General features: G+C 61.8%; 10 protein-coding genes. 7 read left to right on the forward strand and 3 right to left on the reverse strand.

Features of this window, described 5'->3' with window-relative positions; translation table 11 throughout:
* Positions 1-84 precede the first annotated feature (84 nt).
* Positions 85-660, reverse strand: coding sequence for a pyridoxamine 5'-phosphate oxidase family protein (locus AB3X99_RS16705; protein WP_368617551.1), 576 nt, complete (start codon positions 658-660; stop codon positions 85-87).
* A gap of 133 nt (positions 661-793) precedes the next feature.
* Positions 794-1837 carry an acyl-CoA dehydrogenase gene (locus tag AB3X99_RS16710; RefSeq protein ID WP_368617552.1) on the reverse strand — a complete coding sequence of 348 codons (1044 nt, stop codon included), beginning with the start codon at positions 1835-1837 and terminating at the stop codon, positions 794-796.
* A 313-nt stretch (positions 1838-2150) separates the two neighbouring features.
* Here AB3X99_RS16710 and AB3X99_RS16715 point away from each other — a divergent pair, with 313 nt between their 5' ends.
* The 7 genes from AB3X99_RS16715 (at position 2151) to AB3X99_RS16745 (ending at position 13850) form a co-directional block, all read left to right on the forward strand.
* Positions 2151-3479: an NRAMP family divalent metal transporter gene (locus AB3X99_RS16715; protein ID WP_368617553.1), complete on the forward strand. Its 1329-nt coding sequence runs from the start codon at positions 2151-2153 to the stop codon at positions 3477-3479.
* 161 nt (positions 3480-3640) lie between these two features.
* The gene (locus AB3X99_RS16720) at positions 3641-3904 is read left to right on the forward strand and encodes a CsbD family protein (protein WP_368617554.1); all 264 of its coding nucleotides are present in this window, start codon (positions 3641-3643) and stop codon (positions 3902-3904) included.
* Positions 3905-3956: 52 nt separating this feature from the next.
* Entirely contained in the window at positions 3957-4331 is a 375-nt protein-coding gene (locus AB3X99_RS16725; protein ID WP_368617555.1) for a phage holin family protein, read from the forward strand.
* Between the two features lie 68 nt (positions 4332-4399).
* Positions 4400-4639 (forward strand): hypothetical protein, encoded by a 240-nt coding sequence (locus AB3X99_RS16730; protein ID WP_368617556.1) that lies wholly within the window; start codon positions 4400-4402, stop codon positions 4637-4639.
* A 157-nt stretch (positions 4640-4796) separates the two neighbouring features.
* Positions 4797-5270, forward strand: a complete 474-nt coding sequence (locus tag AB3X99_RS16735; protein ID WP_368617557.1) for a PRC-barrel domain-containing protein — start codon at positions 4797-4799, stop codon at positions 5268-5270.
* A gap of 367 nt (positions 5271-5637) precedes the next feature.
* Positions 5638-11682 (forward strand): HAMP domain-containing protein, encoded by a 6045-nt coding sequence (locus tag AB3X99_RS16740; protein WP_368617558.1) that lies wholly within the window; start codon positions 5638-5640, stop codon positions 11680-11682.
* An 8-nt stretch (positions 11683-11690) separates the two neighbouring features.
* Entirely contained in the window at positions 11691-13850 is a 2160-nt protein-coding gene (locus tag AB3X99_RS16745) for a response regulator (protein ID WP_368617559.1), read from the forward strand.
* Between the two features lie 84 nt (positions 13851-13934).
* Here the strand turns inward: AB3X99_RS16745 and AB3X99_RS16750 are convergent, their stop codons facing one another.
* Positions 13935-14894, reverse strand: a complete 960-nt coding sequence (locus tag AB3X99_RS16750; RefSeq protein ID WP_368617560.1) for a hypothetical protein — start codon at positions 14892-14894, stop codon at positions 13935-13937.
* Positions 14895-15092 lie beyond the last annotated feature (198 nt).

Genomic DNA, 15092 nt, shown 5'->3' on the forward strand with positions numbered 1-15092 from the left:
CAGGTGTACTGCTAACAGACGATTACACTTGTTTCGATTCTGCGGCACGAGGACGGCGGTATCGCGCGTTCAGGGGAGGCGCGTTCAGGGGGCGACCCAGCAATCGACCCAGGTATCGCCTCGACGGACATACAGCGCGCGTCGGTGAAGGTCCGCTGCCGAGAGGTCCAGCCAGTCCAGGCGTGTGGGGCGCACCTCAACGACGCCGAAATGCCGCAGACCTTCGCCCGGTCCAGGAACGTGCGTCTCATCGAGCGCATCATCGGCGTGGATCATGGGAGTCCCGGGCGGCAAGCGCGTCCGGTAGGCGACCAGGTCATGGTCGGGACTGGACCTCCACGCATCGAGCCGGGCCTGTCCGTCGCAAAGTACTCGGGTTTCGCCGGACACGCGGACCTGCAGGTTGTGAACAGGGTCGACGCCGACGAGCGCGATTCGCGGCTCCCGTCTGAGTTCGGCAATCTTCGGCGAGCGCAGGTCGGTATGAAAAGTAAGCACGTTCTGCGGTTCAATGGCACTCCGAAGCAGCACGGTGCGGACGTTAGGTGCACCATCGAGGCTAACGGTTGCTGCCTGCATGACCTTGAAGGGATGTTTATCTTCACGGACAGCGGCAGCGAGGCAATCCCAGATGCGGTTGTAGATTTGTTCGAGGTTCATCGGCGCGGCCCCTTCAGCGTTTGCGCGCCTCGTGCCGGCTCGTGCGGTGATGCCACGGGTCGGCATCATGGGCGAACTGGGCATCGAAGTGGTCGGCGTGCGAAAGAGGGCGTTCCATGTTGCCAAGGCAGGCTCAGAGTGTCCAGTCTTCGTCCGCCGCGGCTCGCTTCGCGAGCGCAGCGAGATCGTGCTCCGCGTGGCTCTGACGTACGAACACGGGCAGATCCGCTGCCATGCGAGCGAACCAGCGGTCGCGGCACAGCGGGCCGGCGCCCAGGCCGCGCGCACAGGCATGCAGTGTGGCCTCGACGGCGCTTTCCGCAGCGGCGCGAGCACGCAGCGCAAGCGCCATGGCGTCGGCTTGTGGCGCGGAGTCGATCTTATGTGCGGCGTCGCGCAGCAAGGCGCGCGCAGCGCTCAACGCCGCGTCGGCCGCTCCGAGATGCGCATTCAGGTGCGGATCATCGCGGCGCCTCGCCGCGTCGCGCAGGCGGACGGCCAGCGCCGCGGCCGCGCCGTACCAGCAAGCGGCGATGCCCGCGCCGCCGTGCCAGAAGCCAGGGCGCCGCAAGTAGCCGTCCACTGGACCGACGAGCGTGGCGTGTGCGTTGAGCACATCGATTTCGACGCTTTGCGTCGCCGCCATGCCGACGGCTTCCCAGCCACGTGCCGTGACCGTCACGCCTGGTTGGTCCATGGGCAGTGCGGCGAGCCAATCGCGATCGTCGCTGTCGATGCAGGTCACCAGCGCGTGCGTGACGAATGCCGCACCTGAACACCACGGCCTGACGCCTGAAAGCCGGATCTGCCCGCTGCGGCTTGAGGCGTAACGCAGATCGTTGCGCGGAGAACGGGCTGCCCATACACCCCATATTTCTGGTTCCAATCTGCGGGGCACCGCTACATGCGGCAGGCACGGCATTTCAAGCTCCGACTGAATGGCGAGTGCGTCGGCATGCGCCTCGTAGATCTTGAGGAGCGAGAGATCCTGTCCGGCGAGCCCGGCGAGAAATTGCCAGCGCGCGAGCGTGCGCCCGCCTCCCGGCAGCGGCAGCGCGGGGCCCACGGCGACGAGCTGGCGTGCGGCGCCCGCGAGCGACTGCGCGTCGAGTGGCAGCGTGCAGCCTTCGAGCAGTGCCGCAAAGTCGAACGGGCCGCACCCGCCGTCGCCAGACAACGTACGGACCTGCCGTGGAGTCGCGCTCTCCATCACAGCCCCGGGGTCGTGCGCGCGGTGCCGGCGCTAACCGTGATGCTGGCATTGCCGGCGGCGACGCGGCTGCCTGGTGTCTTCGGCGCTCTTGCCATTGCGATTCACTCCTCGGTTCTGAAGGCCTCGATATACCACCGACGGAAAAATTGCTTGCGTGCCATGGCGATACAGCAAACGCGGTGCCGCGTCATGCAGGTCCGCCACGAACGCGGGAATGCCGCCTGCGCGAGCAGGCGCGTGCGTCCCGCACGAGTCACTTCACTCTAGTCAGGAAGGTATGAAAGCCGGCGAGCGCGACCGGTCGCGACGCTTTCTCGTGAACCGAAACAATCGAAGCAGGGAAAATCCGGCGCACGGCTGGGCGGCGGACATCGGACCGGGCCTGGGTACGATCGCAACCGACAACGATCCCGGCGGCATCCTGACGTATTCGCTGGCAGGCGCGCAGTATGGCTTCGATCTCCTGTGGGTCTGCGTGCTTTCCTGGCCGTCGATGGTGGCACTGCAGATGGTGTCTGCGCGCGTCGCGGCCGTCACGGGCAAGGGCCTGACCGAGAACATGCGGGAACACTATTCCCGCTGGTTGTTTCTGCTGGCGGTCGCCCGTTTTCTCGGAGCCAATACCGTGAACATGGCCGCCGACATGCTGGCGATGGGCGAAGCCGCGCAGTTGATATTCAGGGGATCGGTCCCGCTCTTCACGGTTTTCTTTGCCGGCATGTCGCTCGCGCTGCAGTGGTGGGTGCCTTATGCGCGCTATGCAAACTACCTCAAGTGGCTAGCTCTGTCGCTGTTCTGTTATGCAGGCGTCATGCTGGTGGCGGACGTGCCGTGGCGCACTTTGGCCTGGCGCGCTTTCGTGCCGCACATCAGCTGGTCGGAAGACTATCTGGGGATGCTGCTCGCGGTGCTCGGTACCACGGTCAGCCCGTATCTGCTGTTCTCGCAAGCCGAGCAGGAAGTCGAAGAGGGCTCGCACGACGGCACTCAGGACAGCAGCCGCGTACAGCAGAAAGACGTCCGGCAGCAGCTAAAGAAAATACGAAGCGACATACTGGTGCGTACCTCGATGTCCAACGTATGCGGAGCACTCATCCTTTGCGCCGCGGCCGCGACATTACACGCGACCCATGCATCGCTCACTCCCTCTGGCTCGACTCGCGAGGCCGCGCAAGCGATCGCGCCGGTCGCGGGTGCCTACGCGCAGCCGCTGCTCGGCCTCGCGCTGCTTGGCACAGCGCTGCTCGCACTCCCGCCGCTGGCCGGCTCGGCCGCGCACGCCGCCGCCAGTTCGTTCGGGTGGCAGCGGGGCACGCAGCGGGATCGCCGGATAGCTGCAATCCTGGTGTTGCTTATGGCGGTGAGCACTATCGTCGCACTGCTGTTTGGCGCATTCGGCGTCGATCCGCTCCGGGCCTGCTACTGGAGTGCGCTGACCAACGGGATGACAGTGTCTCCGGTGTTGATCCTGCTCGTGCTCCTGAGTGCCCGGCGTGAAGCGGTGGGCGAGATGAAAGCGCACTGGTTCACGCGCGCCTTGTGCTGGCTTGCAACCATCACTACCTGCGCGGCCCTGGCCGCTCATGTCGTCCTTCAGCTTCCCTAGCTGTGCATGGCGCAGAGGCGCTCGTCTGCGTCGGCAGGGAGGGCTGCGAAGCCCGGCAGCGGCGCTCGCGTGGTTGGCACGCCCGTTGCGCATGGGCTCTTGTCGATAGCGGATTTGCGCGGTTTCGCGCATTGTGCAGGCAGGCTGACTGGGAGAGAGACATGAAAATGGGAACCAGGAAAACCGAAGGCGGGGTCCGTGAACTTGCGGGCGACGCGCAAGAGGCGGTCGGCGAAATGCTGGGCGACGCGAGTGCCAGATTGTCGGGCAAGGCAAAGGCGCTATGCGGCAAGTCACAACAGCTGGCGACCGACGCGGCGGTCGTGACGCGCGAGACGATTGCGGACAATCCCCTGGCGACCGTGGGTATCGCCGTGGGCATCGGCTTCGCGCTCGGAGCGTTATGGGGAGCGAGCCGCGAATAAGCGGACCTGACCTGACGGATGTTGCCGGCACGCCGCATGTGCGAGGTGGACCATGACAATTCACGCGAAGCTCGACCGCTGGCACAACGTGTTGCGATTTCTCGCGGTCCGCACAACGGACTATGGGCAACTGCTGTCACTCGAACTGTCCGAGGCACGCACATCCATGACGCGCGAAATTCTCGCGCTCGTGGCGCTCGCCGTAAGTGGGTTATTCACGCTCTCATTTTTCTGCGTCGCGCTGATCGCATCCGCGTGGAATACACGCTATTTCCTCACTGTCGTGTGGAGCATAGCGGTGCTCTGGCTATTCGCCTCGATCACCGCATTGCTGGTATTCCGCGCACAAAAGCCGGCGCGTTCGTTCGCGGTACTCAAGAACGAATTGCAAGCGGACCTTGAAACGCTCAGCGAGGCGCTTAAATGAGTCGTCGCTCCCGATTGAATCGTCAGGCATCTGAAGCCGTCCTGCTTACTCATATGGAATTGACGCGCGTGCGATTGCTTGCGGCCAACGTTCGCTCGCGGGCAGCCGGGCACGCCGCCGCCCGTGCACATTCGCGTAGCCTGGCGAGCGTCGGCCGCCCGGTGTCCGCCGCGCCGCTCCTCGCCATGCTCGGATGCTTCACGCTGGGCGCACTGCTTATCGGCCCGAGACGCGTCTTGCCCGTCGTGATGCGCACCGGTCTGGCTGGCTGGATCGTGCGCAATGTCCGGTTGCGTCTTGCACGCTGAGCGGAGCGCACTTCGGCGACGATCATGTGTTGCTCGACGCGAAGCTCGACGCATTGCGCCACGACAATGAGACGCGGGTTAAATTCATGTGCGAACGGCAGCGTGGCACGCGGCGTGCGCTAGAGCGAGCGCAACTCTTAACCGAAAGGAGCGCAACATGACTATCCTTGATCCCCAGGCAGGGGGCACTGGCGCACAGATCGTCGGCGGGGGCGTCGGCGAAGGCCCGGGGCCCGAAATCATGGCCGCGGCCACGCTCGACGGCGACAAGGTGATTTCTGCTGACGGTGAACACGTCGGCAAGATCTCCGACATCATGCTCGATGTACGTAGCGGGCGCGTCGCGTACGCAGTCCTGGCTGAGGGCGGATTCCTCGGCATGGGTAATACGCTTCACGCCATTCCGTGGAACGCACTAACGCTGGACACCAATGAGAAGTGCTTCCGTGTCGACATCCAGGCTCAACGAATCAAGGACGATCCCGGATTCGATAAGGATCACTGGCCATCGATGGCTGATTCGACGTGGGGGACGCAACTGCATGACTACTACAACCGCCGTCCATACTGGCTGGCGACTGGGGAGCTTCCGGGACGTGATCCCGGAATAAATAACCCGACGGACTTGTGAGAGCAACCCGACCTCCGTGGGACGAATAGTCCCACGGGTGAGCTGCTGTAAAACTTCCTCCAGAGCGGCAAATGGGGCATCGGCTTTTAGCGGCCGGTGCCAATTTTTTTTTTGCAAAGGCGGTGTTCGCTGGTCAATACCCTGACCGGCGCCGCGCCGACCGCCATTTACGGTGTTTGCTAAATGAAAGATACGGGCGCGTTTCTTGCTCCCCATCCACCGCGCTTCATGCAGCATCAATACCGGTTCTCCGACTTTTGCCAGGCTGACTACCGCCTCAGCGCGTCGGCGCATTGCATCGACTAGAACAAAACAGATGACTCGGCTGCATCGGGTTCCGCTCGGCTTTCCCGGCCACGAGGTGAAAATGGACGCTCCTACGGTTATGACGACGGTGGCGGAGGAAAACAACCTTGGGCGAATCGCTCGTACGTTGGGCGCTTTCCGGCGCGGCGACGCCGCAGCGCGATTGCCGGACGACTGGGAGGGCCTGTACGGTGAAGTTGCGGCCGAATACAACCTGCTTGCTGCGCAATGCGGCAGGATGTCTGTCCAGCTGCGGGATGTGGCGAGCGATCTGACTGTGCGCACGCCCGGCGATATCGGAAGGCGCCTGTCCGCCGAAGCACTCGAAGGCTTCTGGCTCGATCACGCCGCCAATATCAATGCAATCATCCTGCGAGGCGAACCTGACACGGACCGTGCGAAAACGGTGCTTCTCGCGCTGAGTGCGCTTAAGGACGGCGAAACGGCGGAACTGCCGCCCGATTGGTCGGGTCTGCACGGCAGGCTGGCCCAGGTGTTCAATGAACTCGTCGACCAGAACGTACGCATGTCGGAAGAGCTCGCGCGTCTGAGCCGGGTCGTCGGAAAAGAAGGGCGTCTCAACGAACGTGCCGCGTTGCCGGCTGCCCGCGGGTTCTGGCGCGACTCGGTGGATGCCATTAACTCGCTGATCGGTGATCTGGTGCACCCCACGAGTGAGGTCGCCCGCGTAATCGGTGCGGTGGCCCAGGGCGACCTCTCCAAAAACATGGCGTTCGAAGCCGATGGCCGCGCATTGCAGGGCGAATTTCTCCGCACGGCACGCACGATCAACACCATGGTTGATCAGCTGGGCACCTTCGCGGCCGAAGTCACACGTGTGGCGCGCGAAGTGGGCACCGAAGGCAAGCTCGGTGGCCAGGCCGACGTCCAGGGTGTTGCAGGAACCTGGAAGGACTTGACCGACTCCGTCAACTCCATGGCCGGCAACCTGACCAGCCAGGTGCGCAATATCGCGGAAGTGACCATGGCTGTCGCCGCCGGCGATCTTTCGAAGAAAATCACGGTCGACGTGAAAGGCGAAATTCTCGAACTGAAGAACGCCATCAACACGATGGTGGACCAGCTTCGCTCATTCGCTTCGGAAGTGACACGGGTCGCCCGCGAAGTCGGCACGGAAGGCCGGCTCGGTGGACAGGCGGATGTCCAGGGGGTTGCCGGCACCTGGAAGGATCTCACCGACAATGTCAACTTCATGGCAGGCAACCTGACGAGTCAGGTTCGCAATATCGCGGAGGTCACGAAGGCCGTCGCTGCCGGCGATCTTTCCAAGAAGATTACGGTTGATGTGAAAGGGGAGATTCTCGAGCTGAAGAACACCATCAACACGATGGTGGATCAGTTGCGGTCGTTTGCCTCGGAGGTGACCCGTGTGGCCCGCGAAGTGGGCACCGAAGGCAAGCTCGGTGGCCAGGCCGACGTGCAGGGCGTGGCCGGCACGTGGAAGGATCTGACCGACTCGGTCAATTCGATGGGTAGCAACCTCACCGCGCAGGTGCGCAACATTGCCGGGGTGACCACCGCCGTCGCCGCGGGCGATCTGTCGAAAAAGATCACCGTCGACGTAAAGGGCGAAATCCTGGAACTGAAAAACACCATCAATACGATGGTGGATCAGTTGCGTTCGTTTGCTTCCGAGGTAACGCGAGTTGCCCGCGAAGTCGGCACGGAAGGCAAGCTCGGCGGCCAGGCGGACGTGCAGGGCGTGGCCGGTACGTGGAAGGATTTGACCGACTCGGTCAATTCAATGGGCAGCAATCTCACCGCGCAGGTGCGCAATATCGCCGAAGTGACCACAGCCGTTGCGGCCGGGGATCTTTCAAAGAAGATTACCGTGGACGTGAAAGGCGAGATCCTGGAACTCAAGAACACCATCAATACCATGGTGGACCAGCTCGGCTCTTTCGCATCTGAAGTCACCCGGGTGGCGCGCGAGGTGGGCACCGATGGCAAACTCGGCGGCCAGGCGAATGTGCAGGGCGTAGCGGGCACATGGAAGGACCTGACCGACTCGGTCAATTCGATGGGCAGCAACCTGACCGCACAGGTTCGCAACATCGCGGACGTCACGACGGCAGTCGCGGCGGGTGACTTGTCAAAGAAGATCACCGTTGACGTAAAAGGCGAGATTCTGGAACTGAAGGACACCATCAATACGATGGTGGACCAGCTCCGCTCGTTTGCCTCGGAGGTTACGCGCGTGGCCCGCGAGGTGGGCACGGAAGGCAAGCTCGGCGGGCAGGCCGACGTGCAGGGCGTTGCCGGCACCTGGAAGGATCTGACCGACAACGTCAATTTCATGGCGGGGAATCTCACGAGCCAGGTGCGCAACATTGCGGACGTGACCAAGGCTGTGGCTGCCGGTGACTTGTCAAAGAAAATCACGGTGGACGTGAAGGGCGAAATCCTCGAACTGAAAAACACCATCAACACCATGGTCGACCAGCTCGGCTCATTCGCCTCTGAAGTCACGCGGGTGGCGCGCGAAGTCGGCACGCTCGGCAAGCTCGGCGGCCAGGCCGATGTGCAGGGCGTGGCAGGAACGTGGAAAGACCTGACCGACAACGTGAACTTCATGGCGGGCAACCTCACGAGCCAGGTACGCAATATCGCGGATGTGACCAAGGCAGTGGCAGCCGGCGATCTCTCGAAGAAAATCACGGTCGATGTGAAAGGCGAGATCCTCGAGCTCAAAAATACCATCAATACGATGGTCGACCAGTTGCGTTCGTTTGCCTCCGAGGTGACCCGTGTAGCCCGGGAGGTCGGCACTGAAGGCAAGCTCGGTGGTCAGGCCGATGTGCAAGGGGTGGCCGGGACCTGGAAGGATCTGACCGACAACGTGAACTTCATGGCCGGCAATCTGACGAGCCAGGTGCGCGGCATTGCCAGGGTCGTGACGGCTGTCGCGGACGGCGATCTCGATCGCAAGCTGACCGTCGAAGCAAAAGGCGAGATCGCAGCGCTCGCCGATACCATCAACAGCATGACCGACACGCTGGCAACCTTCGCGGACCAGGTGACCACGGTGGCTCGCGAGGTGGGCGTCGAGGGCAAGCTGGGTGGGCAGGCCAAGGTGCCAGGCGCCTCGGGAACGTGGAAGGGGCTTACCGAAAACGTGAACCAGCTCGCCGCAAACCTGACCACCCAGGTGCGCGCGATTGCCGAAGTCGCGACCGCGGTGACCCAGGGCGATCTGACTCGCTCCATCACCGTTGAGGCCCAGGGTGAGGTTGCAGCGCTCAAAGACACGATCAACGAAATGATCCGTAACCTGAAGGACACTACCCAGGTCAATACGGAGCAGGACTGGCTGAAAACCAATCTCGCCAAATTCAGCCGGATGTTGCAGGGCCAGAAAGATCTTGTTGCGGTCGGCGAGCTGATTCTTTCCGAACTCGCCCCGGTCGTTGGCGTGCAACGCGCCGAATTTTATGTGCTGGATACCGCTTCCAGCCCGGCATCCCTTCGTCTTACCGCGAGCTACGCTTCGGGCGGGCACGCTACGCACGGCAAGCAGATTCATCTCGGCGAGGGATTGATCGGCCAGTGCGCAGTCGAAAGACGCAAGATTCTGCTTGAGTCGCCCGCAACCGAGCCCTTCCGTATCATGTCCGGACTCCTTGACGCAACGCCTCACAACGTGCTCGTTCTGCCCGTCGTGTTCGAGGCGAAGGTCAAGGGAGTCATCGAACTCGCATCGGTTGAGCGGCTCAATCCCACGCACCAGGCGTTTCTCGATCAGTTGACGGAGAGTATCGGCATCGTGATCAACACGATCGAGGCAAATTCCCGCACCGAGGACCTGTTGAAACAGTCCCAGACGCTAGCCAACGAGTTGCAGAGCCGGCAGGAGGAACTCGAGCAGACCAACCAGCAGTTGCAGGAGAAAGCGCACCTCCTTGCGCACCAGAACGAAGAGGTCGAACGCAAGAATGCCGAAGTCGAGCAGGCGCGACAGGCGCTCGAAGAAAAGGCAACACAACTGGCGTTGACCTCGAAGTACAAGTCCGAGTTTCTCGCCAATATGTCTCACGAACTGCGCACACCGCTGAACAGTCTGCTGATTCTCTCAGACAACCTGTGCAAGAACGCGGACGGCAACCTCTCGCCGAAACAGGTCGATTTCGCGAAAGCGATTCATTCGTCGGGTAACGATCTGTTGATGCTCATTAACGACATCCTCGATCTTTCGAAGATCGAGTCGGGCACGGTAGTCGTGGACATCACCGAGCATCGAATTGAGGATCTCACCGTATACGTTGAACGCACGTTCCGTCATGTGGCCGAAGCCCGCAAGGTCGACTTCATGATTCACACGGAAGCACAACTTCCCGCGTCCCTCCATACCGATCCGAAGCGCCTTCAGCAGATCCTCAAGAACCTGCTTTCCAACGCGTTCAAGTTCACCCACGAAGGGCATGTCACGTTATCGATCGAAGAGGCCTTCGACGGCTGGACAGCGGATAACGAGAGCCTGAATCGTGCGCACCAGGTCATTGCGTTTTCCGTGTCCGACACCGGCATTGGTATCTCGGCGGAGAAACAGCAAATTATCTTTGAGGCATTCCAGCAGGCCGACGGCAGCACGAGCCGCAAGTACGGGGGCACGGGCCTTGGTCTTGCAATCAGTCGCGAACTGTCCAAGCTGCTGGGAGGGGAGATCAGGCTCATCAGTTCGCCAAACAAGGGCAGCACTTTCACCCTGTATCTCCCGTACGGGAACGAACCCGGCAAGGCGCTGCGCAGGACGGCCACCCATGACGAGCCACGCGGTTCGGTAGCCGTACTGAATTCTCGAGCGCGGTTGGAGTCGGTCACTGGCCCCGCGGTGCGTGAACCTGTAACCGACGTGGTGGAAGAAGTCGCAAGCTTCGCTGACGAAGCGCAGGACGATCGAAGCAACATCGCGCGGGGCGATCGTGTGCTGCTGATCGTCGAGAACGATCGCCCGTTTGCGGGCTTTCTGCTTGACGCGGCGCGTGAAAAGGGCTTCAAAGGGCTCGTGACGTCATTGGGTTCCGTGGCGTTGACGCTTGCGGACCAGTTCAAGCCCGCTGCCGTTACCTTGGACCTGTTTCTGCCCGATATGGAAGGGTGGCGCGTTTTGTCCCGCTTGAAGCACGATCTGGCGATGCGTCATGTACCGGTTTGCGTGGTCTCCACGGACGAGTCACGCGAGCGCGCGTTCAGTTCAGGCGCTTTCGGCTTTCTGCCCAAGCCGATCCAGTCGCGCGAGCAATTGGACGAAGCGTTGGGCCGGCTGATGCAATACGTGGAAACCGATGCTCGCCGGGTACTGGTTGCGCTAGCGCCAACGCCGCAGCGCGAAACGCTTATTCAGCGTCTGGCAGGCGAGCGCATCGCGTTGCAGTTGGCCGTGCCCGGTAACGAAACGTTTAGGTGCCTCGCTTCACAGTCGGTGGACGCGCTGGTCATGGACGTCGACGGATTGAGTAGCATGTCGCCCGACGAACTGCACGAGGCGCTGCCCGGGCGTACAGCTTTTTCGCCGCTGCCGGTGGTCCTGATCGGGGAACGGGGAGCGTTACCGGCGCGTTGGCTGGGCGCGGCCGAGCGGTACGTCGTCATGCCGGTCTCTACACCGGCGCATCTGCTCGATACGACAGTCGCCGCGATGCATGTCGGCTCCGGTCGACTCGGCAAGCAGGCGCAGGCGGAACTGGAGAGCTTGCGGGAGTCGGAAATCGCGCTAACAGGCAAGAAGGTGCTGATCGTTGACGATGACATGCGCAACATCTTCGCTCTCGCGACCGTTGTCGAAGACTACGGCATGCGTCACGTCTGGGCCGACAATGGACGCGACGCGATCCGTCTGGTCGCAACAGACCCTGCAATCGACGCCGTGCTGATGGATATCATGATGCCTGAGATGGATGGCCTCATGACGATTCGCGAGATCCGCAAGCTGTCTGCCGGTCGAACCTTGCCGATCGTTGCCGTAACCGCCAAGGCAATGAAAGGCGACCGCGAACGGTGCATCGCCGCAGGCGCGTGGGACTACCTCTCAAAGCCCGTGGACCGCGCCGATCTGCTTGCCGTCCTGAACGCGTGGCTTCATGCGTAGGAACTACCATGGAAACGTATTCGCGGGAAGAGGGCGATCAGGTCAACATTCTTGTCGTCGACGATGTGCCTGAACAGCACCTCGTTCTTCGCAGCGTTCTCGAAGAACTCCGCGAGAACATCGTGGAGGTTTCATCCGGGCGGGCCGCACTTGCGGCCGTGCTCGAACAGGAATTCGCAGTCATCCTGCTGGATGTGAACATGCCAGGCATGGACGGACTGGAGACGGCGTCGATGATGCGCGCGTACCGGCGAACCAGGCAAACGCCCATTATCTTTGTCACCGCTTATGTGGATGAAAAGGAAATGTCGCGCGGCTATTCACTGGGCGCTGTCGACTATATATCCTCGCCTGTCGTTCCGGAGATACTGCGGGCGAAGGTCCGCGTTTTTGTCGACATGTACCGGATGCGCAACCAGCTACTCGCGCGCGCGGCCGAGCGCGAAGAACTTGCAAAAGTCGAGGCGCAGCGCGCGGCTGCCGAACAGGCGCGATACCGAGCCGACTTTCTCGCCCGCGCGAGTCAGGCGCTGACCCGCTCGCTGGAGGTCGACGATACCGTTGCGAGGATCGTTGAACTGCCCGTGCCCGCGCTCGCCGACCTCGCGGTTCTGGTGTTCACCGCGGGGGAAGGAGTAGCGCCGAAAACCGTTGCGTACATTTCGAACGCTGCGTACGCAGGCGCTCAAACCGAGGCGGCTGGCGTCCTGCTGCCGCGGACTTTGCCTTTGCAGGCACTCGACGATCTGGTCAAAGAGTGCCTCTCGAAGGGCCTCCCGGCAACGCGCCAGATCGACGGGAGCCCGGTGCTGGCGTCCAGCCACGACGACGGCAGCGTTACCGGGATGCCCCTCGAACTGGACGCAATGACGGCCTGGCCGTTACTGGTCGACGCCGCCCAACCCTGCGTCATCGTGCTGGGCGTGCGCCACTCGATCGAACGCATCGACGAAGGGCCCGTGACGCGCGAGTTTGTGAGCCGTGCGGCAATCGCGCTCGAAAACGCCTTGCTTTTCTCGGCGATCCGCGATGGCGACCGGCGCAAAAATGAATTTCTGGCGATGCTTGCGCACGAACTGCGCAATCCCCTTGCGCCTATCGTCAATGCCGTGGCGGTTATGCGAAGTGCCAAGTCGACGGATCCCCACGTGCTGCGATGGGGTAGCGACATTATCGGAACGCAGGCGGAGCATCTCGTGCGCATTGTGGACGACCTCCTCGACGTCTCGCGAATTGCGCGCGGCGTGGTCACCCTTCGTACGGAATTCGTGCTCCTGTCGAGCGTCATCGACCGGGCAATCGAGGCGAGCGGACCGCACTACAGCAGGCGTTCGCAAACCCTGATACGCGAAACTCCGGATGTCGACGTCGTGATCGAGGGTGACATCGTCAGGCTCTCACAGATCGTGACAAACCTGCTCAACAACGCGTCCAAATTTACGCCGCCCGGGGAGCGCGTGTACATCTCGACAAAATATGACGGCGCGACAGCCTCGATTGTCGTCTCCGACGAAGGCGTTGGTATCGATCCCGCGTTTTTGCCACACGTTTTTGAACTCTTTGCACAGGGGCAGACTTCGCTGGACCGCAGCCAGGGAGGCCTCGGCATCGGCCTGACGCTCGTGCGCCATCTCACGGAAATGCATGGAGGCACGGTTCAGTGCGAGAGTGAGGGCCAGGGAAAAGGAAGCCGGTTTACCGTCCGCTTGCCGGCGCGCGCGGTTCAGCAGTTGACCAAAACACAGACGAATGTGGTTCCGATACGGCGCACTCAAGGCGCGCGCGTCCTGATCGTCGACGATATGACCGCGACAGCAGAAAGCCTTGAAGCATTTCTGCGCATACATGGGCATCAGGTTCAGCGTGCCTCTGATGGCCCCACAGCGCTCTTGCAAGCACGTGCATTTCTGCCGGAAGTCATTCTGCTAGATATCGGACTGCCTGGTATGTCAGGCTTCGAAGTCGCGCAGCATCTTCGCGCCGACGAAGCGTTGCCGCGCAGCCTGATTATTGCCATAAGCGGCTACAGCCAGGAGGACCATCGAAACCGCGCTTCCGATGCCGGTATCGATCATTACCTGGTCAAGCCGGCCGATCTCAACGTTCTGATCGGCATCATCGAAGACTACGGACAGTCGAAGACGCCTGGTAACGGCGCTTTCGCCTAAGCAATTGCAGGCGGCTGCCGAGTGATCCACGTGCCAGGCATGCAGGCAGAACGTCGCGACGCAGCAGCAGGGCGCGGCAAGCCCCTACGGTCGCGCCTGTTGGCGCCGGTATTCTTCCTGTTTCATCTCCATGTACTGCTGCCGGTCAATTTCGTGCAGCTGCCGTGGATATTGCTCGCTGGCACTGAACCAGTTACTCAGGCGCTGCTGCACGCGATTGTCCGGTAGGCTCGTCGGTTCGCCGAGATAGGCATCGATGGCCAGGTAGTAACGCATGGTATTGCGTTCCACCAGACCGCGCACCCCGTCGACGAATTTCGGCTCTGCCGCGGACGGTTCCGCGAGGTTGGTGAAGCCGACCTTGCCATGACCGAAAGTCGCGAGATAGCCTTTCATGGCGAGACGCCCGATTGCCCCGTAACTATACGCATAGGTCAGGTGCAGGAACGTGCGACCACTCCCGAGCGACACCGCTTCCAGAACGATCTGATAATCGCGGGTGTTCAGCGGCCCGCTATCGGAGTGCAGTTTTAGCCGGAAGTATCCCGGGCTGGTGGTTGCCGGTTCGTAATCGAATTGCAGGCGGTAGGTGGACGCGAGTTCTTCAGCGACTTCCTCCTGACTGACGTATACGGTCAGCGTGTCGCCGCTGCTGCTGGCAGAGGCGTGGCAGTACTTGATATTGGGATGCAGGATCAAGACATCGCACCAGTTCCTCGGGCTCTGCGTCGGGTCATTAAATACATCACTGACGGTCCCGAATGGGTAGTCCAGCACAGCGTAGATTTCGCCCGTGATGGTTGAGGGGGACTCGCGGGAATCGAGATACAGCCTGCGATGAAACGCGGCATGGTCGAGTTGTGGTTTCAGGCTCTCGTAGGTGGCGCGCAAGCTGGTGGCATTGTCAGCTGGCTGAGCAGACAGCCCCGCGCACGGCAAATAGCTTGCCGCAAGAATGGTCAGCGTGCGCACTATCGTTCGCGCCAGCGTCGCGACGCGGTCTCTGCGAGACCGATGAATTTCGGATTCGATAAAATCGGACATAAGGGTCCTGGATCGGGATGGCCCACCATCCACGAATGTATGCTTGTTCGTCTGGGTCCGCGCAAGGGACATGCCTCGCGGGCGGTTGATAAAGGCTCGGATGTGGCCGGTCCGATGCGCCGCGCGATCGAGAACTATCTTGCGGCGAACGATCTCGCCATCGAGCCGGCACAACATCGCCCTGGCGCTCGATGAAAC

Origin of the sequence: Paraburkholderia sp. BR10882, from assembly GCF_040948855.1 — a bacterium.
Classification (GTDB): Bacteria; Pseudomonadota; Gammaproteobacteria; order Burkholderiales; family Burkholderiaceae; genus Paraburkholderia; species Paraburkholderia nodosa_A.

What these genes read in the sequence shown, in the direction of transcription:
- AB3X99_RS16705 (WP_368617551.1), bottom strand. Translation starts at nt 660, where the DNA reads ATGAACCTCGAACAAATCTACAACCGCATCTGGGATTGCCTCGCTGCC.
- AB3X99_RS16715 (WP_368617553.1), top strand. Translation starts at nt 2,151, where the DNA reads ATGAAAGCCGGCGAGCGCGACCGGTCGCGACGCTTTCTCGTGAACCGA.
- AB3X99_RS16720 (WP_368617554.1), top strand. Translation starts at nt 3,641, where the DNA reads ATGAAAATGGGAACCAGGAAAACCGAAGGCGGGGTCCGTGAACTTGCG.
- AB3X99_RS16725 (WP_368617555.1), top strand. Translation starts at nt 3,957, where the DNA reads ATGACAATTCACGCGAAGCTCGACCGCTGGCACAACGTGTTGCGATTT.
- AB3X99_RS16735 (WP_368617557.1), top strand. Translation starts at nt 4,797, where the DNA reads ATGACTATCCTTGATCCCCAGGCAGGGGGCACTGGCGCACAGATCGTC.
- AB3X99_RS16740 (WP_368617558.1), top strand. Translation starts at nt 5,638, where the DNA reads ATGGACGCTCCTACGGTTATGACGACGGTGGCGGAGGAAAACAACCTT.
- AB3X99_RS16745 (WP_368617559.1), top strand. Translation starts at nt 11,691, where the DNA reads ATGGAAACGTATTCGCGGGAAGAGGGCGATCAGGTCAACATTCTTGTC.
- AB3X99_RS16750 (WP_368617560.1), bottom strand. Translation starts at nt 14,894, where the DNA reads ATGTCCGATTTTATCGAATCCGAAATTCATCGGTCTCGCAGAGACCGC.